This window comes from Arthrobacter sp. 01T428 (genome assembly GCF_056398685.1).
On sequence record NZ_JBFTPW010000022.1, the window covers coordinates 1 to 22773 of the forward strand.

At 64.6% G+C, this 22773-nt stretch carries 19 protein-coding genes and 1 pseudogene; 7 read left to right on the plus strand and 13 right to left on the minus strand.

The window, feature by feature from the left end:
* Positions 1-866, minus strand: an 866-nt coding sequence (locus AC1DJB_RS19290; RefSeq protein WP_476910735.1) for an ABC transporter permease, incomplete at its 3' end; no start/stop codon positions are given.
* Between the two features lie 70 nt (positions 867-936).
* Positions 937-1932, minus strand: coding sequence for a substrate-binding domain-containing protein (locus AC1DJB_RS19295; RefSeq protein ID WP_284754399.1), 996 nt, complete (start codon positions 1930-1932; stop codon positions 937-939).
* A 256-nt stretch (positions 1933-2188) separates the two neighbouring features.
* Here AC1DJB_RS19295 and AC1DJB_RS19300 point away from each other — a divergent pair, with 256 nt between their 5' ends.
* Together AC1DJB_RS19300 and AC1DJB_RS19305 are read left to right on the plus strand one after the other, a co-directional pair.
* Positions 2189-3049, plus strand: coding sequence for a sugar phosphate isomerase/epimerase family protein (locus tag AC1DJB_RS19300; RefSeq protein WP_476910736.1), 861 nt, complete (start codon positions 2189-2191; stop codon positions 3047-3049).
* A gap of 181 nt (positions 3050-3230) precedes the next feature.
* Positions 3231-4325: an FUSC family protein gene (locus AC1DJB_RS19305; protein WP_476910737.1), complete on the plus strand. Its 1095-nt coding sequence runs from the start codon at positions 3231-3233 to the stop codon at positions 4323-4325.
* On the opposite strand, the gene AC1DJB_RS19310 is transcribed toward AC1DJB_RS19305, so the two are convergent.
* On the minus strand, positions 4273-5067 hold the full coding sequence (locus AC1DJB_RS19310) for an SDR family NAD(P)-dependent oxidoreductase (protein WP_307053844.1): 795 nt from the start codon (positions 5065-5067) through the stop codon (positions 4273-4275). The two genes, AC1DJB_RS19305 and AC1DJB_RS19310, sit on opposite strands and share 53 nt — an antisense overlap.
* 18 nt (positions 5068-5085) lie before the next feature.
* Here AC1DJB_RS19310 and AC1DJB_RS19315 point away from each other — a divergent pair, with 18 nt between their 5' ends.
* On the plus strand, positions 5086-5577 hold the full coding sequence (locus AC1DJB_RS19315) for a hypothetical protein (protein ID WP_476910738.1): 492 nt from the start codon (positions 5086-5088) through the stop codon (positions 5575-5577).
* Positions 5578-5785: 208 nt separating this feature from the next.
* On the opposite strand, the gene AC1DJB_RS19320 is transcribed toward AC1DJB_RS19315, so the two are convergent.
* From AC1DJB_RS19320 to AC1DJB_RS19335, 4 genes are all read right to left on the minus strand, one after another.
* Positions 5786-6142, minus strand: coding sequence for a GNAT family N-acetyltransferase (locus AC1DJB_RS19320; RefSeq protein ID WP_059388386.1), 357 nt, complete (start codon positions 6140-6142; stop codon positions 5786-5788).
* A complete protein-coding gene (locus tag AC1DJB_RS19325; protein ID WP_476910739.1) occupies positions 6139-7485 on the minus strand; it encodes an acyltransferase family protein in 1347 nt (448 codons plus the stop codon). The genes AC1DJB_RS19320 and AC1DJB_RS19325 overlap by 4 nt, the downstream gene beginning before the upstream one ends.
* A 240-nt stretch (positions 7486-7725) precedes the next feature.
* Positions 7726-8925 (minus strand): amidohydrolase, encoded by a 1200-nt coding sequence (locus tag AC1DJB_RS19330; protein ID WP_476910740.1) that lies wholly within the window; start codon positions 8923-8925, stop codon positions 7726-7728.
* Positions 8926-8956: 31 nt separating this feature from the next.
* Positions 8957-10387 carry an MFS transporter gene (locus AC1DJB_RS19335; RefSeq protein ID WP_476910741.1) on the minus strand — a complete coding sequence of 477 codons (1431 nt, stop codon included), beginning with the start codon at positions 10385-10387 and terminating at the stop codon, positions 8957-8959.
* 146 nt (positions 10388-10533) lie between these two features.
* Between AC1DJB_RS19335 and AC1DJB_RS19340 the strand changes: the two genes are divergently transcribed.
* Positions 10534-11535 carry an Lrp/AsnC family transcriptional regulator gene (locus AC1DJB_RS19340; RefSeq protein WP_441433736.1) on the plus strand — a complete coding sequence of 334 codons (1002 nt, stop codon included), beginning with the start codon at positions 10534-10536 and terminating at the stop codon, positions 11533-11535.
* 205 nt (positions 11536-11740) lie between these two features.
* Positions 11741-14623 (plus strand): aminotransferase class I/II-fold pyridoxal phosphate-dependent enzyme, encoded by a 2883-nt coding sequence (locus tag AC1DJB_RS19345; protein ID WP_476910742.1) that lies wholly within the window; start codon positions 11741-11743, stop codon positions 14621-14623.
* A gap of 104 nt (positions 14624-14727) precedes the next feature.
* Here the strand turns inward: AC1DJB_RS19345 and AC1DJB_RS19350 are convergent, their stop codons facing one another.
* The 5 genes and pseudogenes from AC1DJB_RS19350 to AC1DJB_RS19370 all read right to left on the minus strand — a co-directional run bounded on the left by AC1DJB_RS19350 (position 14728) and on the right by AC1DJB_RS19370 (position 19989).
* The gene (locus tag AC1DJB_RS19350; RefSeq protein WP_476910743.1) at positions 14728-15120 is read right to left on the minus strand and encodes a DUF1304 domain-containing protein; all 393 of its coding nucleotides are present in this window, start codon (positions 15118-15120) and stop codon (positions 14728-14730) included.
* A gap of 73 nt (positions 15121-15193) precedes the next feature.
* Entirely contained in the window at positions 15194-16069 is an 876-nt protein-coding gene (locus AC1DJB_RS19355) for a class II fructose-bisphosphate aldolase (protein ID WP_476910744.1), read from the minus strand.
* The gene (locus tag AC1DJB_RS19360) at positions 16069-17535 is read right to left on the minus strand and encodes a GntP family transporter (protein ID WP_059388381.1); all 1467 of its coding nucleotides are present in this window, start codon (positions 17533-17535) and stop codon (positions 16069-16071) included. The genes AC1DJB_RS19355 and AC1DJB_RS19360 overlap by 1 nt, the downstream gene beginning before the upstream one ends.
* Positions 17536-17577: 42 nt before the next feature.
* Positions 17578-18456 (minus strand): annotated as a pseudogene (locus AC1DJB_RS19365) (NAD(P)-dependent oxidoreductase); the annotation flags it as partial.
* Positions 18457-18501: 45 nt separating this feature from the next.
* On the minus strand, positions 18502-19989 hold the full coding sequence (locus tag AC1DJB_RS19370; RefSeq protein WP_476910745.1) for a four-carbon acid sugar kinase family protein: 1488 nt from the start codon (positions 19987-19989) through the stop codon (positions 18502-18504).
* A gap of 119 nt (positions 19990-20108) precedes the next feature.
* Here AC1DJB_RS19370 and AC1DJB_RS19375 point away from each other — a divergent pair, with 119 nt between their 5' ends.
* Both AC1DJB_RS19375 and AC1DJB_RS19380 read left to right on the plus strand, forming a co-directional pair.
* The gene (locus AC1DJB_RS19375) at positions 20109-20936 is read left to right on the plus strand and encodes an alpha/beta fold hydrolase (protein WP_441438112.1); all 828 of its coding nucleotides are present in this window, start codon (positions 20109-20111) and stop codon (positions 20934-20936) included.
* 28 nt (positions 20937-20964) lie between these two features.
* Complete coding sequence (locus AC1DJB_RS19380; RefSeq protein WP_059388380.1) at positions 20965-21666, plus strand: FadR/GntR family transcriptional regulator; 702 nt, start codon at positions 20965-20967, stop codon at positions 21664-21666.
* Between the two features lie 138 nt (positions 21667-21804).
* On the opposite strand, the gene mmuM is transcribed toward AC1DJB_RS19380, so the two are convergent.
* Positions 21805-22755, minus strand: coding sequence for a homocysteine S-methyltransferase (gene mmuM, locus AC1DJB_RS19385; protein ID WP_441438113.1), 951 nt, complete (start codon positions 22753-22755; stop codon positions 21805-21807).
* Positions 22756-22773: the final 18 nt, after the last annotated feature.

Below are 22773 nucleotides of genomic sequence, written 5' to 3' on the forward strand. Positions count from 1 at the left end.
AGGCAGCCGCCGATCACCGCGGCAATGATGTACAGGAACTCGTTGCCCACGCCCTCACCGGACTGCACCGCGTCGAACGCGAAAAGGTTGTGCATGCCCAGGACCCAGCCGCAGAACCCCACCGCCATGAACAAGCCGATCTTGGTCTTCGTCACCGGGACACCCACCGCACGGGCAGCGTTCGCGTCACCGCCGGCGGCGAAGATCCAGTTGCCCACCTTCGTGCGCAGCAGCACCCAGGACGCGATCGCGACCAGGATGATCCAGAAGAACACCGTGATCTTCACCTCGACCCCGCCGATGCTGACCGAGGACGCGAACACCGCATGCGCCGACTCGAACCCGTCCAGCTTGGAAATCGACGGCGAGGACACGGACCCGCCGATCAGCCGGGTCAGGGCCAGGTTCAGGCCCGTGAGCATCAGGAACGTCGCCAGCGTCACGATGAAGGACGGCAGCTTCGTCTTGACCAGGATCCAGCCGTTGATGAAGCCGATCGTCAGGGACACCAGCAGTGCAATCACCACTCCGACCCATGCGTTCATCGAGAAATACCAGCTGAACAGGGAAGCGGTGAGCGCCGAGGAGATCACGGCCACGCCGGTGGAGAGGTCGAACTCGCCGCCGATCATCAACAGCGACACCCCCACCGCCATGATCCCGATCGTGGAAGACCCATACAGGATCGTTGCCAAAGCATTCGGCTGGGTGAATGTCCCGGACACCGAAGCGAAGAAAATGAAGAGAACAACGGCCCCCACCAGGGCGCCGACTTCAGGACGGGCCATCAACTTGCTCAACGGGCTCCGCTTCGCGACCCGCTCATCCGCGGCAGTTTTGGGTGCCGGGGCAGTAACTAAAGCCATGAAATACCTTTCTTCTCGATCAGCTCGCGCGGCAAGGAAATCGTGCCGCGCGAGCCGAGCGGTCATCGGATTAGCGGATGCCCTGCTGAACGAACTTCAGAACGTCGGAAATGTTGGACTTGTCCACGATCGTCGGGCCCGTGAGGACAGGCTGCCCGCCACCGACCTTGAAACCACCAAGCTTGTTCTGCCAGATCGAGTCAATGGACAAGTAGCCCTGGAGCCACGGCTGCTGGTCCACCGTGAACAGGACCTTGCCATCGTTGATCGCCTGCGCCAGTGCGGGGTTCAGGTCGAAGCTGGCCACCTTGATGGGGCTGTTGGCATCTGCCACGGCTTTGAGAATGGTCAAGGTGAAGGGAGCGCCCAACCCGATGATCACGTCCGCATCCTTGCTGGCCTGCAGTTTCGCCGTCGCAGTGGACTGCACTGCCGTCATATCAGCCCCGTTGACATAGAGGATCTCGGTCCCGGGCACCTTCGTCTTCACGCCTGCGCACCGCTGTTCGAGTTGCACCTGTCCCTGTGACATGATCACGCAGATGGGGTGCTTGTAGCCCTGCGAAGCCAGCTTGGCGCCCACCGCTTCGCCAGCCAGGGTCTCATTGGAACCGAAATGGGTGAACGCCCCCATCTGCGCGGAGACGTCACCGCCAGCGTTGAAGCTCACCACCGGGATGCCGGCGTCGGTGGCCTTCTTCAGCACGTCCTTCATTGCGCCCGGGTTGGCGATGGTGACGGCGATGCCGTCAACCTTCTGGTCGATGGCCTGCTGCACCAACTGGGACTGGCGCCCCGCGTCGGCGTCGCTCGTATAAAGAACCTCGACATTGTCCTTCGCGGCCGCCGCCTCCGCGCCTTTGCGGACGATGTCCCAGAACGTGTCCCCAGCCTCGGCGTGGGTGATGAGCGCTACCTTGATCCGGGGAGTGCTGGCGGCTTGTCCGCCACCGGCGGCGTTGGCGGTGTCAGCCGGCTTCCCGCCTCCGCTGGAACATGCTGCCAGGGCCAGAAGCGGTACTACGGCCAGCGCCACTGCGCCCCGCCGCCAATTGAGCTTTGCCACGTGAAATCTCCTTTGATGTCGCGTACTTCGACCGTCGACCCCGTATCTGTGCCGTCGAAGGCAGGGGACGCCGGAACCATCTAGGTATGAACGGATGTGATCCACTTTTCGCGATGTGATTCAGATCGCTTTGTGGAACGCTCCAACGCTAAATCAAGGCTTGACCAATTGTCAATGGAGCGTTCCAATTAGATTGTGACTGGGTATCCACGCCCTCACCTGCCGTAACTAGCCGCGCACTGTCGCGAGGAGAACGATGATGTACTCAAGCACACCCGAACTAATCGCGACCTGCTGGACCAGCGCAGGAGACGTTGCGCCTTTGACCATTCCCGAGACAAGCCCGGTCCCCCTGGGCGAGCGACTGGAAGCCATCGCCTCTACCGGATGGGCAGGGTTCGGATTGGCGTACGACGACCTGGTGGCCGCAAGCGACACCATCGGCTTCTCCGGGCTCAGGAAACTCATCGATCAAGCAGGCCTCCGCCACGTTGAAGTCGAGCTTCTCAGCAACTGGTGGGACGAATCCCGCTCCCACGAATGGAAGCCGCAATTCGAACTGCTGCTCGAGGCGGCCGAAACACTGGGCGCGCGCTTCATCAAGATAGGAACGGCGTTCGGTGAGCCCCTGGATGATCTCGAATTCCTGGTGGAACCGCTGCGGCACCTGACAAAGGAAGCCTCACAACGAGGGACCCGCATTGCGCTCGAGCCAATGCCGTTTTCGATGGTCGGTTCGATGCCGGCGGCGGCCGAGCTCATGCGATCTGTCGATATGCCGGACTGCGGTTTGGTGGTTGATTACTGGCATGTCTTCCGGGCGGGAACAAGCTTGGATGAACTGTCCCGCAGCCTCACCGCCGAACAGATTTTCGGCGTCGAGCTCAATGACGCTGATGCGGAAATCAAGGGGACGCTCTTCGAGGACACCCGCGACAATCGCCGCCTTTGCGGAGAGGGCGACCAAGACGTCGCGGGGTTCATCACAACGCTCCAGGCCATCGGCTTCAACGGGCCGTGGGGTGTGGAAATCCTCTCCGAACAACACCGCAAACGTCCCGTTCGCGAAGCGCTGGAATCCGCCCGCTCGACGGCGTTGCGATGCTTCCCGGCCTGACTCGCCTCCCGCCACACCCAACTGACTCGCAGTAGTTGTCGTTTCCGCGCCCCAAAACGACAACAACTGCGAGCTAGTTGGGTGGGGACGCACAAGGAAACGTTGTGACCCAGCTAATGGCGCGGATCGTGGGGTGCTGATAACTTCCCAATGATCGGCTGAGTTGATTGGTGGTGTCCCGTTGCGATCAATCATTGCCCATGCCCGTGCGCTTCATACCGTTCCACCGGCAAGCAACGATCACCTGGCTGCCGTCCGCGTCGCACTGAGCGTCGCCGTGCCGGCCCTTGTGCTTCTTGCGATTGGCCGGGCGGACCTCATCATCTACGCCGTGTTCGGCGCCCTGACCGGCATGTACGGTCGTGCCGAATCGCACCAACTGCGGCTCAAACACCAGGCCCAGGCCGCCGCCGTGCTCCTGGCCGGCGTTTCCGTGGGCACGTTCTTGTCCGTCTCCCATATCCACTCATGGGGATTGGTGGTGATCGAAGGGCTCCTGGCGGGTGTGGGCTCGCTGTTCTCGGACAAGGTGCGGCTCAAACCCAATGGCCCGTTCTTCGGAATCCTGGCCCTCGGAGCATGCGCTTCTGTTCCAGCGCACATCCCGTTCCTTGCTGCGGTCCTGATCTGTGCGGCATCGGCAGCGTTTTCGATGGTGGTGGGTTTTGCCGGCTGGCTTCGGTACCGGGTGTGGGAACGTGGCGCCGTCCGGGACATTCCTGCATCCTCGGCGCGGCTGCGCCAAGCAGCCGGACTCCACGCGGCCCGGTATGTGCTCGCCGTCGGCGCGGCAGGTGCTTGCGGAGTGCTCACGGGCAGCGGGCATCCGCACTGGGCGATGGCCGCGGCCGCCGTTCCGCTGGCCGGAGCCGATGTGCCGAGCCGCCTGCACCGCGGCATTCACCGTATCGTGGGGACGTTCCTCGGATTGGCGATTGTCGCCGTCGTGCTCTTTCCAGGACCGCTGTCCCCGCTGCACTATTTCCCCGGGCAAACCACCCTCATCCTTGCCCTGCTGGTGATCGGGTTCCAGTTCCCCACCGAGTTGTTCATGGCCCGGCATTACGGCTGGGCCATGGTGTTCTTCACTCCGGTCATTTTGCTCATGACTCAGTTGGCTGCGCCCGCGGATCCCGGCGTGCTCGTCCTGGAACGCGGGGTGGAGACGTTCGTGGGAGCCGTGATCGGGATCGCGGTGGCGGTGCTGGTCCAGGCGCCCCGGCCTACTTCGCGGACCCGGATTGCTTCGCGGCGAGGCGGGGCGGACCCGACGTAAGCTTCGCCGGCAGGAAGCGCATGACGGCGGTGATCGCTTTGTAGCGCTTCGACGGAATGGAAATCCCTTTGCCCTTGGCGTTGTCTTCCAACCCTTCCCGGACAACGCGCTCGGCGTTAAGCCACAAAAAGCGCGGAGCCACCGACTTGTCCATGCCCATGCGATCGTGGAACTCCGTGTGGGTGAAGCCCGGGCACACCGCGGTGACTTTCACGCCGCTGCCGGCATACGCGGTGTTCGCCCAACGGCTGAAGCTGACCTGCCAAGCCTTGGCCGCCGAATAGCTTCCCCGGTTCGCGAATGCCGCAACGCTCGCAACGTTGATGATCCTGCCCGACTTGCGTGCCAACATCACCCCCAACGCCGCGTGGCACAGCTCCATGGGCGTCTGGACATGCAGCCGCAAATGCCGCTTTTCGTCTTCCACATCGTTCTTCTCGAAAGAATTCAGCAAACCGATTCCGGCATTGTTGACCAGCACGTCCACCGGCCGCGAAGCGTCCCGCAGCCTGGCCACGACAGCCGCAACCCCGACGTCGGAGGTCAAGTCGGCGGGCAGCACCTCCACAGAGATACTGAAGTCCCGTTCAAGCACCTCGGCGCTTGACCTCAGCCGGGTTTCGTCGCGGGCCACGAGGACCAGGTGGTGGCCGGATTCGGCCAGCTGACGGGCGAATTGCGCACCGAGCCCGGCAGTGGCACCGGTGACCAGGGCGGTGAGTTCGTTGGCACGAGTTGTCATGCGCCCAGACTAGCGCCGTTGACGCTCCGTGTGGTGATGCACGTCCCGGCCGTCAAATGCCATCTCGACGGCGGTACTCGTACGTTTTCGGTGCTCGCGGTAGAGTGCCTCAAAAGTGCGCCTTTCGAGCCTCTGTGGGGGCCACGGCACACCAACCGGGAGGAACAGACCATGGACGAGGCTCATGGCAGGATTGAATTCCGCGAAATCGACGAGCACGGGAATGCGCTGGAGCATCACCTAGGCGCGGTCGAGGTACCTCAGCGGAGGGCCGCGGTGAATCCGTTCATCATCGGGCTATGGGTGCTCGAGCTGGCGCTCATCATAGGCATCATGGTGATCATCAATGAGGCGATGGCCCCGCTCACCCCCACTCCGGGAAATACGATGCCGTTCCCGTTCATCCTGATGAACATGACCCCGCAGCTTCTCCAAGCCACCGCTCTGATCCTGGCGACGCTTCTGTTCTGGCACGCCTGGCAATGGCAGAAAAGGAAGGCACAAAAGTAGGCACCTACACCGCGACGGTGGCCCGCCCGGGGCGGCAGTTCGGCCCGATTACAGCAAAGACGGAAAGTGGCGTGCGGCTGGGGGTGTGAATCGTGTCGCGAACTTCGCAAATTGTTTCCGAATCAGAGATCGGCTGGCTCAATGCCGGGGCCATGACTTAGTCAGCAGGGTGGTCTTCCGGCGTTTTCTAAGGCAAAACCGCGTCTGGCTAATCGTTGTCCGGTTCCCCTACCGGAGGTTCCGGCGGCCAATCGACGTCGAGCTCGTATCCCTCATGCCTGCGCAGATAGGCGGCGATGAATGGGCAATGCGGGATGATCCGCTTGCCGGAGGCGACGACGTCGTCCAAGGCAAAATGGGCCAGGACCTTCGCCAGCCCGCGGCCCTTGAACTGCGGGCGCGTCTCAGTGTGGAGGAAGTCGATGTGGCCGGGTTTGTCCATAAACTGCGAGATCACGGCTACTTCACCATCGACAAGAAGCTCGTAGCGGTGGAATTTGTCGTTCCTGACCGTTGTCACGTCCGGGCTGAACGACTCTGCGGTTGAATCCGTGAACTCAGTCATGAGTCGAGATTCGCACGTAAACCGGGCTCTGGCAATGGCCCCGCAGGGGCATCGGGAACGGCCGCGGACGGGAGTCCGGCGGGTATCCGTCCCAGGAGCAACACTCCCAGCGCGAAGCACGCCGCTCCCCCACCCAGAAGGGTCAGCGTGAGTCCGTTGAACGCGGCGTCCACCACTGGAATGAAGACCACGACGCCGGCAGTCACCACCGCGACGTGCGTCCTGCCGCGCGCGTGGCTGGCCGCCGTCGGGCGCTCTTCAAGCCTTCCGCACAGCAGCAGGACCGGAAGCAAGAGCAGGAGGACGCCCAGCAGCACCAGCGGGCGGGCCCACCACCATTCGGCCGTACCTGCCGCTGGCTTGGGGAAGTCCGTAAGCAGAAGCAGCCCGGACATGGCTGCGAGCAGCGGCAAATGCCACAAGTAGACCGTCATGGACCGTCGGCCCGCCACGGCCACCATCCAACGGATCCAGCGCACGCCGGCCGCCCAGGCAAGAGCGGGGCGGAGCAATTGGAGGGTTGCAGCCTGGGACAAACCCAGAAGCAGCATGCAGAAGTTGGGCGGGTTCAGGTCCACGATCATGTTTCCTGAGTAGACCCCGATTCCAGTCACGAACCCCAAGAGCAGGTTGCTGCCCACGATCAACCCCGCGAACCAGCCCCGGCTGCGTCCAGCGAAGATGCCGTCAGCGATGAAGAAGCCGAATTGCTGGACCGCGCACCACACGAAGAGCATGTTGACGAAGGCGAGCATCGGGAACGCCCCGCGCAAGGAGTCCAGGGTGATCACGGCGGCAACGAGCCCGCCGAGGGTCAACCACGGGGAATGTCCGTGCAGCCGGGCCAGCACGGGAACGCTCAGTTGGGTGGCGAGGTAGGCGGCCAGGAACCACAAGGGCATGCCCGCGCCGGTCGCGATGAGCTGGACCACTTCCGGGTCGACGCCAAGCAGGCTCGCGGCCCAGAGCCCCACGAACATCGACGCCAGCAGCGCAGTTGCCGGACGGATGAGGCGCAGGAGCCGCAGTTGCGCGTAGTCGATGCCGGATCCTCCGCGCGCACGCAATCGACGCCACGATTCCAGTCCCGTGATCCCGCCAAGGACGAAGAACAGCGGCATCACCTGGAACACCCACAGGACGGGTTCGAACCAGTGCTGTTCCATGAGTGTGTTTTCGGTGGTGACGGTGCCGTCCGGGTGCAGGACCGGGCTGACCATCATGCAGTGCGAGAGCACCACCAGAACGAGGCAGAAGAACCGGGCGAGATCGATCACGGGATCACGAGGGCGGCCAAATGCGGCCATGCCCGGCGCCGTCTTTTGTTGCCTCGAGAATCCCATTGCACTCCTTCGCGAACTGCTGAGATCATTGTCCGCCCGCTCGACGGCGGGAACCAGAGCGGGCGACGGGGTGAATTCGTGGGTGCGGCCCGCCCTCCCCGACGCTCGCTCACCTATGACCCGAATATCCCCGACGCTCGCTCACCTATGACTGAAAGCCCCGGGACCGTCGCTCAGATGATCTGAGCGAGGGATCCCGATTTTGGCATCATAAGTGAGCGAGCGTCCCTGCAGGGGAGTTCAGTTGGTTCGGCGGGTTAGCAGCCGTTCCCGTTGCCGCGGATCGCTGGCCGCCGCGCAGGCAGCCAAGGCCAGGCCGAACGCGCCGTCCAAGACCGCCCGGTCCGCGGAGGCCGACGAGCCGTAGGCAGCGAACTCGGCGGTGTGGTGGGCGGCCCCGCCGACGTCGTAGCCGAGCAGCGGATGGATGCTCGGGACCAGTTGCGAGACGTTGCCCATATCTGTGGAAGCTACTGAATCTTCGTTGAACTCAACAGCCCTCCCCCGGGTGGACATTGCTGTCCGGTACGCCTCGGAAAGGTACCGGTCCTGCCTGAGTTCAGCGTAGGCATTGCCCGTGGGGGTGACCTTGAGCGTGCTTCCGCTGGCAAGTGCACCCGCTTCCAGGCAGCGCCGCACGCGTTCCTCGATGACGCGAAGATTCTTGATGCTGGGTGAGCGCATTTCGACGCTCGCCCGTGCCCGCTCGGGTATGACGTTGACGGCGCTCCCGCCTTCGGTCACGATCAGCGAAACAACCGAGCCGGGCGGAAGTTGCTGCCGGGCCAAGGCAATCGCCGTCTGTGCGATCACGAGGGCGTCGAGGGCATTGACACCCTCTGACGGAGCGGCGGCGGCGTGCGCAGGCCGCCCTTCATAAAGCACGTCCCACATACCCATGGCCAAGGATGAGCCGCCGATGACGTCCTCGGCACCGGCATGGGCCATCATCGCCAGAGACACGTCCTCGAAGAAGCCCTCACCAATGAGATCGACCTTGCCGCCATTTGTCTCTTCCGCAGGAGTGCCGAGGACCTTGACGGTGATCCCGAGCTCGTCGGCGACGGAAGCGAGCGCGAGTGCCGCCCCCACGGCGCAGGCGGCGTTCACATTGTGTCCGCAGGCATGCCCGATGGTCGGCAAGGCGTCGTATTCGACGCACAGCGCGACCACCAGCTCACCCGTCCCGAACCTCGCGCTGAAAGAAGCCGGGAGCACAGGCTGCGGATCGTCAAAGCTGAAGCCCGCGCTCCGGAGCAGCCGGCTAACCCGCTTGGCGGCCCGGAACTCCTGCCCGCTGAGCTCGGGATCGGCGTGGATCGCGTGGCTCAGGCCGAGGATTTCCGGCTCCCAGCGTTCCAGCGCTGCGGAGATGGAGCGCCCGACGGCGGCCGAAGAGGTCGTGACGGGCGTTGCGGTTTCGAGGGAGGCGGCTTTCATACGGCGACCCCTGCAGTTGTCGCCGCGGCTTTCATACGGCGACCCCTGCAGTTGTCGCCGCGGCTTTGCGCTTCGGGTAGCGGGCGGCAGCTGCCGCGGCGACCAAGGCCGCGATGGCCAGGGCAATCCAGATCGACAGGAGCCCGCCCTCGCTGATGTGCCCGGACTGGACTGAAGACGAGGAGATGAGCTTCACGACGGCGGCGCCCACCGCGATGCCAACGGACAGCGCCAGTTCGTTGAGGCCGGCCGCCGTCGAAGTTTCCTCCAGCGGAACACCCTCAACAGACAGTGCCCGGGTTCCTGCCTGATACATGCCAAGGCTCAAGTTGAACATGGCGAATCCGGTGCAGTAGCCGGCCAGGGAGCCGTGCGCAGCCGCCATGACCAGGAAGCCGCCCGCCAGGAGGAGACCGGCGAACACCAGGGTGGCCCGTTCGCCAAACAGACTGAGCGCCTTTGAGGTCAGAAGCGAGGAGAACAGCGAGAGCACCGATGCGGCAGCTAGGACGATTGCGATGATGAGGGGGCTCAGCGCGAAGCCGTAGCCGGTCTTGTCCGGGTTTGAGTACAGGAAGATCCCGTTGGTGCCGAAGTAGCTGATGGAGGCAAAACCGAAGAAGAAGGTGGCCAGCGAGACCGTCCGGATCCGCGGGATGGCAAGCATCCGCAGGTCCATGAAGCGCTTCCCGTTGACGCGTCGAGCGTCCAGGACCACCCAATAAGCCAACAGCGCGAGCCCGATGATTCCGGATCCCAGGGTCTTGGCATCCAACCAGCCCCAGTCCGGGCCCATCGAAAGCGCCACCACGAAGCCGATGAGTCCTAGGGAACATGCCATGAGCGGCACCAGGGCGAGTCCCTCGCCCGTGGGGGTTCCGGCGTCGGGCAGGACGAAGGAGCAAAGCAGCCCGGCAACCGCGAACGGCACCGCAACCCAGAAACCGAGGGTGGGATCGTCGACGCCGATGATCCCGGCAAGCAGGCCGCCTGCGCCGACCATGATCATGAGCATGCCGATCATCACGCTGACCCCGGTGCGGGTCTGCGCCGGGCTGCTCACGCGCAGGATGCCCATCATCAGAGGGATGAAACCAACCACGCACGTGAGCATGACTACGCCGATCGTCACCGTCCACGGCGACGGCCACATCGCCATCATGACGACGCCGGCCGCGACTACCGCCGTCGACCAGCGCAGGACGAGCCTGTAGCCGTAGCTGTCGCCGAGCCGCGAGATGATCGGCGTGAGCACCGCGAAACTCACGTTCGAGATGAGGAAAATACCGTTGATGGTGGGGTCGTCGATCGAAAAGGCCGGCCCCAAGGCGGGGAGGATGGGGTTCAGGTATCCCTGGGTGACTCCGCTGAGGGATTCGATCAGGGCCATCGCCACGATCATGCCGGTGATCGTCCGGCGGGCGACGGCCGCAGTCGCCGGAGGTGCTGTCTTGCTTGCCATGTGCTTCCTTGAGTGTTGGGGGCTTCGTTGCCTGGGTCTTCGGATGCGAGCGGGTGATGCGAGTCACAACGTTAGGTCCGCCGTCTACACTGGCTAGGAATTTGTTTGAAATCATCTGAGAACCGCGAATTTTGAAGGAATCAGCCATGATCTCCGAAACTGACCTTGAAATCGTCAATGCCCTTCAGATCAATCCCCGTGCCGACTGGAGCCGCGTGGGGGATGTCCTGGGCTTGTCCGGGCCAACCGTCGCGCGCCGCTGGAACTCTCTTGCGGAGCAGGGACTGGCATGGATCACCCCGGCCCCGGGTCCGCGCTACCTGAGCGCGGGGTGGTCTGCGTTCATCAGCCTTTCGTCGCTGCCAAGCGAGAACGAAGCCCTGGTCCACAAGCTGTGCGCGGAGCCGGCCTTCGGCACCGTTTCGCTGGTGTCCGGCTCGCACGATCTCTTCATCGACTGCTTCGCCTCAAGCCACGAAGAGCTCATGGAGATCGTCACCGGCTCTTTTGCAGGCCTCCCCGGAGTGACCCACCGGGAGGTCGTTTTCGTCACCAAGCTGTACCGGCAGGCCTCCGACTGGCGCAGCGGCACCCTCGAACCGGCGCGGGCCCGGCTCATGTCGGCGGAACCCCTGCCCGCCCCGACCGCCTACGCTCCCGACCGGCTCGACGCATCCCTCTTGGAGGAACTAGCACGGGACGGGCGGGCCAGTTGGGCGGAACTGGGCGCCGCCTGCGGCGTCGCTCCGCAAACGGCACGACGGCGGGTGGAGCGCTTCCTCGCGTCCGGCTACATGACGCTGAGGTGCGATACGTCCGCTTCAGCCCAACAAGGACTCAGGGAAGTGAGCCTGATCCTCAACGTGCCCGCCCACCACGTTGACGCCGTCGGGCGCTATTTCGCGGCCCTCCCGAATTGCAGGCTCAGCGCCCAGGTTCTGGGCGCTCAGAATCTGCTCGTGACGCTGTGGGTGCGCGACTACCTCGAAGTCCAAAGCCACGAGCGCGAACTGGCGGAGCGAGCGCCAGGAAGCGCCGTCATCTCCCGGCAAGCCGTGGTCCGCAACTACAAACGCCTCGGGCACGTGTTGGACGAGTCCGGACGCAGCCGCAGCGTGGTTCCGTTGCCCCTGTGGCGCGAAGGCTAGCCGCCCAACCCTCGCTCACGTATGACGGCAAATCCCCCGACGCCCGCTCACGTATGACGGCAAATCCCCCGACGCTCGCTCACATATGACGGGAAGTGCGGCTCCCATCTGGAAACCCAGACGGCAACCCGAACATTTGCCGTACACCGCGACGGCGCGCGGCGTTTAGTAGAGAGTGCTATCAATCCATGACAAAGGAGTCATCGTGGCACGCGCCGATTTCGCGACAGTGCAGTCAGCCCCATTTCCCTTCGCTCCAGCCGGCCTTGCCAGCGGTCAAGCGCTTGGCCCCGGTTCGGCGACGAGGCCAAACGCCGACGACGATTCCGGGTCCGGCGGCGAGGTCCCCAGCAGCGCGTGGCGGGTGCGCGCCGACGCTTGGGAGTTCCTTGGCTACGCCGTCAAACAGCTGGCCGCCGCCCGGTCTCTCACGGGCGCCGGCCGGCCGCCGCGGGAACTGCCAAGGGACGTCCGAAGGTTGTTGCCGCTGCTGGAATCCCTCGAAATGTATTGGGCGTCTCCGGGGCAGCAATATGTCACGGAAATGCGGCGAATCCTGGAGGCTGGAGAATACCTTGAGGCGCTAAGCCTCATCGAACCGGTCGCGCGACGAGTTGCCGGCCACAACCACCACGCCCAGGAACCCGCACAGGACCCGGAACGCGAATCGGAACGGGTGGAAGAACCCGCCGAGTCGCGCAAGCGGTTCGAGGTCCTCGTGATCGATGACGTCTCCAGCGCCGACCGTGAAGCCCTTCAAACAGAACTGCATAGCCAGCGCCGTCCCGCCGACTCCTTCAACTACGAGCTCGTGTTCGTGCCGAGCTTCGAGGACGCCATCGTAGCTGTCCTGCTCAACCCCGACATCCAGGCGTGCGTACTGCGGCCAGGCTTCGTCCCCAACACCAAGCAGCGCCTGGGCCGGGATGTGCGCAGCTTCCTGGACAGGTTCCTGGGGCAGTCGCTCCCCCAGCGACCCCTGGACCGCATCCTGAGCTTGGCGGAGAAGCTGGGCCAACTCCGGCCCGAGCTTGATCTCTACCTTGTGGCGGGCGTGGGGATCGAAGAACTCGCCGGTTCCTTGACCCGCCAATTCCGCCGGATCTTCCGCCGCCAGGATGGGCTGGAGCTCCATTTGTCCTTGCTCGCCGGCATCGCGGAACGGTATGAGGCGCCGTTCTTCCACGCGGTCCAGCAATACAGCCGCAAACCTGCCGGCGTTTTCCATGCCTTGCCCGTGTCCCGGGGCGGATCGGTCATCCATTCCAAGTGGATCAACGATCTGGGTGAGTTCTATGGCCTGAACCTGCTCCTCGCGGAAACCTCGGCCACGTCCGGCGGGCTCGATTCGCTCCTGGATCCGCACGGCTCCCTCAAGCAGGCCCAGAAGCTAGCGGCCCGGGCATTCGGCGCCCAGAAATCGCTCTTTGTCACCAATGGAACGTCGACAGCCAACAAGATCGTGCACCAATCGATCCTGGCTCCCGGCGACGTGGTTCTGGTGGACCGAAACTGCCACAAGTCGCACCACTACGCCCTCATGCTGGCCGGCGCGCAGGTCTCGTATTTGGACGCCTACCCTCTGGACGATTTCTCCTTCTACGGCGCCGTTCCTTTGGAAAGCATCAAGCGGATGCTCCTGGATTACCGCCGGGCAGGCCGGCTCCACGAGGTCAAGATGCTCGCCCTCACCAACTGCACGTTCGACGGCATCGTGTACGACGTCGAACGAGTGATGGAGGAGTGCCTCGCCATCAAGCCGGACCTGGTGTTCCTGTGGGACGAGGCCTGGTTCGCCTTCGCGGGCTTCCACCACATCTACCGCCGCCGTACGGCCATGGCTTCGGCCCGGTCCCTCGAGGCAAAGTTCGCGGATCCGGCCTACGCCCGGCGGCACGCCGAACAGCTTCGCGCGCTGGGCGGTGGGGCGGCCGGCGGTTACGACGGCGGCGGCGAGCCCGACGACGGCGGGCCGGGTTCCGGCGTCGGGCACGTCAGCGATGAGCTGCTCCTGAAGACACGACTGCTGCCCGATCCGGCGAAGGCCCGCGTGAGGGTCTACTCAACGCAGTCGACGCACAAGACCCTGACGTCGCTCCGGCAGGGGTCCATGATCCATATCCATGACCAGGACTTCGGCCAGTTGAACGAGGAGAGCTTCCGGGAGGCGTACATGACGCACACCTCCACGTCCCCCAACTACCAGATCCTGGCGTCCTTGGACATGGGACGGCGGCAGGTCGAGTTCGAAGGATACGAACTGGTGCAACGGCAGGCAGATCTCGCGGTCAGCATCGCCCAGGCCGTGGCGAGGCATCCCTTGTTGAAGAAGTACTTCCGCGTCCTCGGCACCAAGGACCTCATACCGCCTCAGTACCGCGAAACGAGCCGGCAAATGCCGCTTCGCGACGGGCTCGCGGCCATGTCGGAAGCCTGGGAGCGCGACGAATTCGTTGTTGATCCGAGCCGTTTGACCCTGCATATCGGCCTCACCGGCGTGGACGGCGATACCTTCAAGCACGACTTCCTGATGGACAAGTACGGGATCCAGGTCAACAAGACGTCGAGGAACAGCGTTCTCTTCATGACCAACATCGGCACCTCGCGGAGTGCCGTCGCCTACCTCGTTGAGGTCCTGGTCAAGCTGGCCGAAACCTTTGAAGATGAGCAATCCGGCCTGAGCGGTCTGGGTCAGCGAGCGCGCCTTGCCCGTGTCGCCGCGCTGACCAGCACACCGCCACCCCTGCCGGACTTCAGCCGCTTCGCCGAACGATTCCGGGTAGATGCGCAGACGCCGGACGGCAACATGCGGGACGCCTACTTCGAGAGCTACAAAGCCGGATCCTGCGAATATTTCAGCACGGCAGAACTTTTGCGAAGGGTCGCGGCAGGAGAGGAAATGGTCTCGGCGTCCTTCGTCACCCCCTACCCTCCCGGATTCCCTGTCTTGGTTCCCGGGCAGGTGATCACGGAGGAGATCCTGGCCTTCATGTCGGCACTGGACACGCGGGAGATCCACGGATTCAACCCCGAATTGGGGTTCAGGGTTTTGACGGGTGAGCTAGCGTCACGCCAAAAGCCCGTATAAGTGAGCGAGCGACTGGCCTGGAGGGCACACATGTGAGCGAGCGTTTGCCTCGTAGGACGCTCGCTCACATCTCACGCCATTTTCGCCAACGCTCGCTCATATCTTTAGCCGAGCGCCACGGCAAGGATGCCGAGCACGACGGCGAGCAGCGGCGTCGTGCCCTGAAGAACCGCGGGGCGGAGGTACTTCTTGCCGCTCAAGGCGAGCACGATTGCCGCCAGCAGCATGGAGCCGCACGAGCTGAAGACGAGGGTCCAGCCCACCTGCGGATGACCAAGAGCGACGAAGACGATCCCGGCGAGCGCCCCGATGGCAAGGAAGAGGTTGTAGAAACCCTGGTTGTAGGCGAGGCCCTTGGTGGTTTCCGCGTCGGACTGGGAAGCGACGCTAAAGCGCTTCCACGTGGCCGGACGGGTCCAGGTGATGGACTCCATGCTGAAGATGTAGACGTGCAGCAAGCCGGCAAGGAGGGCAAAAATCAGGGAGGCTACGATCATGTGCTGATCCTAGCCTCCCTGCGTTGCGCGGAGGCGCGGCGGCGTGGCGGCGTGGCCGCCCCGCGAGCCGCGCCTAGCGACTCAGCATGTCCAGTGTTGCTCCGGCGAACGCCCCTGCCGAGGAACTCCAGCGCCCCAGCAGGCCCTGGAGGTTCTCGCCGTCGGCCCGGTGCGGGGTTGTCTCGGCTTCGAGCGTGGCGAGGATGCCGGTGCGGAGCTCCGTGTTGAAGTTCACCTTGCCCACGCGCATTGACGTGGCCTTGACCAGGTCTGCCGCGGGAATGCCCGACGCGCCGTGGAGCACGAGCGGAAGCTCAGTGCGCGATGCAATGTCCTCCAGCACATCCCAGTGCAGCCTGGGCTCGCCGGCGTAACGGCCATGCGCATTCCCCACGGCAACGGCCAGGAGCTGGGCACCAGTGCGGTATACGAATTCCAGTACCTGGCCCGGGTCGGTCAGGCCCGCCGGATGGTCACTGGCCGGATGAGCGTGAAGGTCAGCACCGAAGGCCTTGTCCTCGTCGCCCGCCAGCCCGCCAAGTTCCGCTTCGATGACGATGTCCGAAGCACCGGCGTCTAGCACGACCTCATGTACGGAGCGGACCAAAGCGATGTTTTCCTCGAATGGGAGGGACGAACCGTCGGCCAGCACGGCGTCGGCACCGGCTGCCACCGAATCACGGATGACCTCGAGGTCCGAGGCGTGGTCCAGCTGCACCGAGACCGGCACGCGGGCGTCGTCGGCCAAGGCGCGCAATGCCCCAATGAGCCGCAAGCCGGACGGGGTGGCCGCGGTCTTCGGAGCAACCAGCAGAATGATTCCGCGGCCGGACTCCTCTGCTGCGGCCACCACCGCGAGGGCGGTGGTGAAGTCGTAGCAGGTGAAGGCCGGAACCGCGGCTCCTCGCTCCAGCGCGGAGCCTACAAGGTCGTCAAGGCGTACATGCATCAGTGGGCCAGGCCTCCCACCAGGATCCAGGCGACATAGCTGAGCAGGAAGCCCGCGACGCCCAGGATGGTGGTGAGCACGGTCCAGGTCTTGAGGCCGTCGGACACCGTGAGGCCGTAGTAGCGCACCACCACCCAGAAACCGGCGTCGGTCACGTGGGACAGGCCCAGTCCGCCGAAGCCGATCGCGATCACGATGACGGCGATCTGCGCGGGGGTGTAGCCGCCTTGGGCGACGGCAGCCGAGAGGAGGCCGGTGGTGGTGACGATGGCGACCGTGGCCGATCCCTGTGCGGCACGCAGTGCCAGGGAAATGATGAAGCCGAGGAGGATGATCGGCACGCCCAGGGAGTCCAGCGTCTGGGACAAGGCCGCGCCGATCCCGGAGACCTGCAGGACGCCGCCGAACACGCCGCCGGCAGCAACCACCATGAGGATCGAGGCGATGGGAGGCAACGCGCCTTCGAAGATTTCGCCGGTTTCCTTGAGTGACCACTGGCGGCGGACCGCCAGCAGGAAGAACGCGAGCGCAACGGCCACCAGCAGGGCGAAGAACGGGTTGCCCACGAAAGACGCGACGCCGTACCAGTAGTCCTTCTTGTTGATCAGGAGGGTACCGGCTGTGCCGAGCAGGATCTGGACGATCGGGGCGGCGATGAGGAACATGATCAGGCCCGGACGCGGCGGAGCGACTGCGCTGGCACCGGGACCGTCGTGGCCGACGCGCACCAAGGAATCGGAGCCGAATTCTTCGATCTGGTCGCGGACGCCCGGGAGCAGTTCGTAGTCCTTGCGGTTCATGATGCTGGCAACCCAGTAGGACAGGAAACCGAGCGGCACGCAGATGATGAGCGAAATCATCGCGATCAGTCCGATGTCGGCACCCATGACGCCTGCCCCGGCAACGATGCCCGGGTGGGGAGGAACGGCGACGTGGATCGAGAGCATAATGCCGGCCATGGGAAGGCCGAACTTGATGGGGTGCAGCTTGGCGATCTTCGCGAAGGCGTAGACGATCGGCACCAGGACGATGATGCCTACTTCGAAGAACACCGGAATGGCAACGAGGAAGCCGACGGCGGTCAGTGCCACGGCGACGCGCTTGGCACCGAGCTTCTCGGTGAAGTGGTTGGCCAGCGATTGCACGCCGCCGGACACCTCGATCATGCGGCCCAACACGGCGCCGAGGGCAATCAGCAATGCGACTTTGCCCATGGTTCCGCCCACGCCGTTGGCCACGACGGTGAATACGTCCGCCAAGGGGATCTGCGCGGCAACGGCCACCAGGATGCTCACGGCCAGCAATGCCACGAAGGCCTGGATCTTGAAGCGGATGATCATGAGCAACAGCAGCGCGACGCCCGCAACTGCAATGGTCAGCAGCAGCGGGGTCCCAAGGGCTACGGACGGTTTGATGGCGGGGGCATCAGCTGCCCGGACCGCCAAGGAATTGATGAGGGGAATCATCAGGGGTGTCTCCTTTGACAGAGCCGGCCTGGACTCGAGGCCGGCGAGAGGGGCGACGACGGCGGAGGGGGGACCGCCGTCGTCGCCCTGGGCCTGGCCGAGGAGGTAGAGCTGTTCGGCAGCGGCGGCGACCGGGGCGGCGAGGCCGGCGGCACGCGTCGCCTTGCCGACGATGCCCATGTCCTTCACGAAGATGTCCAGACGGCTGAGGACCTCGGGGCCATCCTCGGTGTAAGCCTCGAGGATTCGTGGGCCGCGGTTGGACAGCATGAAGGAGCCAGCGGCACCTGCTTCCAGCGCCGCGAGGGTCTTCGCCTGGTCGAGTCCGAGGGCGTCCGCGAGTGCCATGGCTTCGGCTGCAGCAGCGATGTGCACGCCGCACAAGAGCTGATTGACGGTCTTGAGGGCCTGGCCGTCGCCGGGCTTGTCGCCAACAACGGTGAGCGTGGAGGCCAGCAGTTCGAGCGCGGGGCGGGCCTTTTCCTGGGCCGCCGGCGTCGCGCCAACCACGATCAGGAGGTCCCCTTCGCCGGCACGCTTGGGGCCGCCGGAGAGCGGCGCGTCCACGAGTTCGACGCCGTATTCGGCCAGGCGGGCCACGGCGGCCGGAATAGCCTCGGTACCGACTGTGCTACCGAGGATCACGACGGCGCCCGGCTTGAGCACGGGAGCGACGCCGTTCTCGCCGAAGAGGACGGCGTCGAGCTGTTCGCCGTTGCGCACGGCAAGGAGCAGGGCGTCGGCGCCTTCCGAGGCTTCGCGCGCCGACGCGAAGGTGCGGATCCCGGCGTCGGCGGCGAGCTTCAGGCGCGGCTCGGCGATATCGAAGCCGTGGACGGTGAGCTGGGTCGCCAGGCGGGTAGCCATCGGCAGGCCCATGGCGCCCAGGCCGAGGACGGCGACGGTGTAATTGCTGGTCATGGTGTTCTCCATTGAATGCTGGGGTTGCGTTAGGAAGAGGATCGGCTAGAAGGTGTTGCTGAGTTTGCGCGTGACGTGCGCGAGGGATTCGTCGTCGCCCACGTTGCCGGCGAAGACGATGTACGGGATGCCCTTCGCGGGCCCGTCCACCGGCTCCCACAGCGAGACGATGCCGGGCAACATGGGGCCGCGGACTATCGCGTGGCGGATTTCCAGGCCGTGCGCTGCCACGTCCGAGGACGTGATGCCGCCCTTGGCGATGACGAAGCGCGGCGGGAAGGTCTTGAGCGTCCGGTTCACGATCGCGACGACGGCGGCAGAGACGGTGCGGGCAATCTTCAGGCTCGCCGCGGCGTCGTCGGTCTTGATGAGCAGGCGGCTCGTGTGGACGATGACGTCTCCATTGCGGAGGGCAATGACGACGGCGGCGACCGTCTCGTCCAAGTAGGCCTCCGCGCCGCTAGCGAGCAGTTTCTCGACGTCGATCTCGATGATCCGGGCGGCGCCATGCTGGGCCGTCAGGGCATTGAGCTGGCGCGTGGTGACGCCGACGTGCGAACCAACAACGATGAGGCCACCGGCTGTGGAGGGAGTGTTGCCTTCGTAGGCTTCCTCGCCGCTGAGCGCCTCACGGATTTCCTGGCCGATGCGGCCGCGGACGAAGGGCGGACCCACACGGTAGAGCAGCTTCTTGCCGCGGCGTTCGGCTTCTTCAAGCCCGAGGGCCAGTGCCCGGAAGTCATTCTCGGTGACGATGTCCGCGACGATCGGCGTGGAGTTCGTGGCGGGTTCGATCGCGTCTGCAATGGCCTTGGCGGAAATGGCAGGGTCCTGGGCTGAGGCCCCGGCACGGATGATGTTCAGGTCCAGGACGATCACATCGCTTGCCTGGAACCGGCCCTGCGACTTCTCCTCCACATACCTGGCCATCTCGGAGTTGGCGAAGCCGAAGCTCGCATCCTTGGCGAACTCGGTCTCGGCAACCGGGGTGAGCTTGCCGGCGTCGTGCCCGGTGCCACGCATGTAGTGCACGCCGCCAACGGTGACCCGCCCGGCGTCGGGAAACGCCGGGACGATCACGACGCCGTCGGTCGCCTCGCCGGTCACGTCCGCGACAGTGGCGGCAATGACGTCCGGTTCCAGCGGGTAGTGGCCACGGAGGGTGGAGTCGGAGCGGCTGACGAATCCCAAGCGCAGCTGGGAGCCGGCGGCGGCGAGCGCGTTCCGCACGATTTCCTCGTTGCGGGCAGCGGCCTCAACCGGGTCCAGGCTGCGCGTGTTGGTCAGCACGTAGACGGCAGGCTGAGAATGGCTTTCCGCGATGTGGGCGAACGCCCACGTGAAATCGGCGACCTCCCAGCGGGTGAGGACCGGCAGGTTGGCGACCGACTGGGTGCCGGTGGGGTCGTCGTCGAGGACTACCAGGATGCGGGGCGAGGTTGCGGAAGACGCTGCTACGGCGTCGGCAACCAGCTGAGCGGGGATCTGGACTTCAGCCGGGAAGGCAGCCAGGACATCGGCTTCAAGGGTCACTGTGCACTCCATCGTGGTTTTGAAGGTAAATGTAAGATGTCAGACATCTAATATTTGAATGCTAGTGTGACACACCCGCTTTCGGCTGTGCAAGTGTCAGTCGTCACTATGCTTGGCGCATGCTTCAAGAGCCTCCCGCCGTCGCGGCATTACACGTGGACATGCGCCTCCCGGCGGCCGCCGTTAAGGCAGACTTTCCGCCCCAAACTCCCGTTCTGTTGGTGCACGGCTGGGCGTCGACGTCCGCCTATTGGGAGCCACTCGCCACCGAGTTGCTCGACGCCGGACGAACCGTCTGGATCGTCGATTTGCCTGGGTATCACCGCGGGGACATGTTGCCTCCGGGCTTCCAGTGGACTCTGGAATCAGCTGCCGATTCCGTCGCTGCCGTTGCTGCCGTTGCTGCCAGGAACGCGGCACCGGTCCACATTGCCGGCCATTCGATGGGCGGAAGCGTGGCGCTGGCACTGGCCGCGCGGCACTCGGGGCTCGTGGCCAGCGTGGCCTTGATCGGCATGGTTCCGGCCCCGCCGAACGAAGGCTTCAAATCGATGCTCGAATCCCAGCTGCGGCAAGGCTTCATTGACGACGCGACGCGCGCCAAGTGCATGAAGGCCTGGTTCGGGGCGTTGTCGCCGGAGGACAATCGCTTGCTGAGCCGAGGATTTGAGCTGCCTTTCGAGGTCCTTGGCCCCAGCGGCCTCGCGGCGATGGCCGGAGTGGCTGCCGATGTCCCCGAAAAGGTGACCGCACCGACGCTGGTGATTGCCGGCGTCGGGGACCGATTACGTTCGCTGGACCAAGCGGAAGCCTTCGTGGCAGCCAGCCCGCTGCGGAGGCTCGTGGCAATACCCGACGCCGGGCACAGCGTCCATTGGGAGCAGCCGCATGCTTGCGCCGTGGCGCTCGGCGCGTTTTGGAACGAAAGCCGGCAGCCGCCAGCGTAAGATGTCAGACATCTAGGAACGGAGCACCATGGCACGCAAGTCGCTGGTCGGCGTCGTCGCTGACGAGCTGCTGGACCGCATCGTCGCGGGCGAATTTCCGCCGGGCACAGTGGTTCCCGGCGAACTCGAACTGAGCGCCAAGCATGAAGTCAGCCGCATGACGGTCCGCGAGGCCATGAAGACCCTCGAGGCCCAGAGAATCCTGAGCGTGGAGCGCGGCCGGGGGACTTTCGTCAACCCACTGAACCGCTGGGCTTCCCTCGAAGCTGTGCTGCGTGCGGCTTCGGAAGGAAAGAACGACGCCGCGGCGGCCGTCCAGCTCATCGAGCTGCGCCGCATGCTCGAGACCGGTGCCTGCGAACTGGCCGCCTCACGGGTCTCCCCCGAAGAAATCGACCAGCTGCAGGTTCACGTGTCCGCCATGCAGAAGGCCCACGATTCCAACGATGTGAGCGCGTTCGTCGAGGCGGACCTGGGCTTCCACGATGTCATCCTCCACGCCTCCGGCAACGTCTTCGTCGCTGTGCTCTTCGAGCCCCTGCACCGCGTCTTGGAAACCCGGCGCACCCAGACCTCGCAAATCCCCGATATCCAGCGGCACGCGATCGGACATCACCGGGCCATCCTCAAAGCCCTCGAAGCCGGCGACGCCCCCCGGGCCCGCGAGGCCATGGACGCGCACATGCAGCAGACCCTCGACGATCTCAGGACATACGTCCTGGAGGCCTAGGCAGGCCCGGCTCCCCCGCCCCCCGACTTCCAGGACGCCCGCTCACATATCAACGGTCGCGGGCGGACCCTCGCTCACATATCAACGGTCGCGGGCGGACCCTCGCTCACATATCAACGGTCGCGGGCGGACTCCCGCTCACATATATCGACCGATCCCAGCAATATCCTGCGGTGTCGTCCTGCAGCACCCTCCAATAAGCCGAGCGCCAAGTTCTTGCCAGATGCCGGCTCCTTCCGCAATGCTTGCAGGTTGCTTGCCATCAGCACCGCCCACGGCCGGGCCGGGCGTCCAGGTCTTGGTTAGAGCGTCATAGCTTTCGCCGGAATTCGGATACGCGATCAACGGGATTGAGGTGACTTTGCGGAGGGCTCGAAGCGACGGAGAGACCAGTTCCAGAGGCACGCAATTTACGCCGATCGCGACGACGCGCGGCTGCGTTGCACAGAGCCTTGCGACGTTGGCCAGCGTTGTGCCGTCGCTGATGTGCTCCCCGTCCCGTAGCGTGAAGGAGAACCATGCTTCGACGTTGAACTCTTCTACGAGTGCCAACAGTGCCTTCGTCTCCGAAACCGAAGGCAACGTCTCACATGCCAGCAGGTCCACTCCCGCCTCCACCAGCGCCGCGATCCGGGGCCTGTGGAATTCCATGAACTCGATCCGGCTGAGGGTGTAGTCCCCGCGGTATTCCGAACCGTCAGCGAGGTAGGCGCCATAAGGGCCTACTGATCCGGCAATCAGCAGGGGTCCCGCTTCCGGGTTTTCAGCCAAGTATTCGCGCCTCGCGTCGTCGGCCAGGCGTACGCTCAATGCCACCAGCCCCAAGGCTTCCGCTTCGCCGATGCCGCGCTGTCTGAAGCCTCGCGGCGTGGCCTGGTAGCTCGCAGTGATGGCTACCGTGGCTCCTGCATCGAAATAGTCGCGGTGCACTTGCTTGATCAGCTGCGGTTGTTCCAGAAGCACCTTGGCCGACCAAAGTGGGTCCTCCAGATTGCAGCCCCGCGCCTCGAGCTCAGTGGCGAGTGCGCCGTCCAGCGTCAGCTTCGAGCCGGCGTCGAGCATGCGGGACAGCGTGATCTTACTGGGCATCGTTCGGGGCTCCAAGCA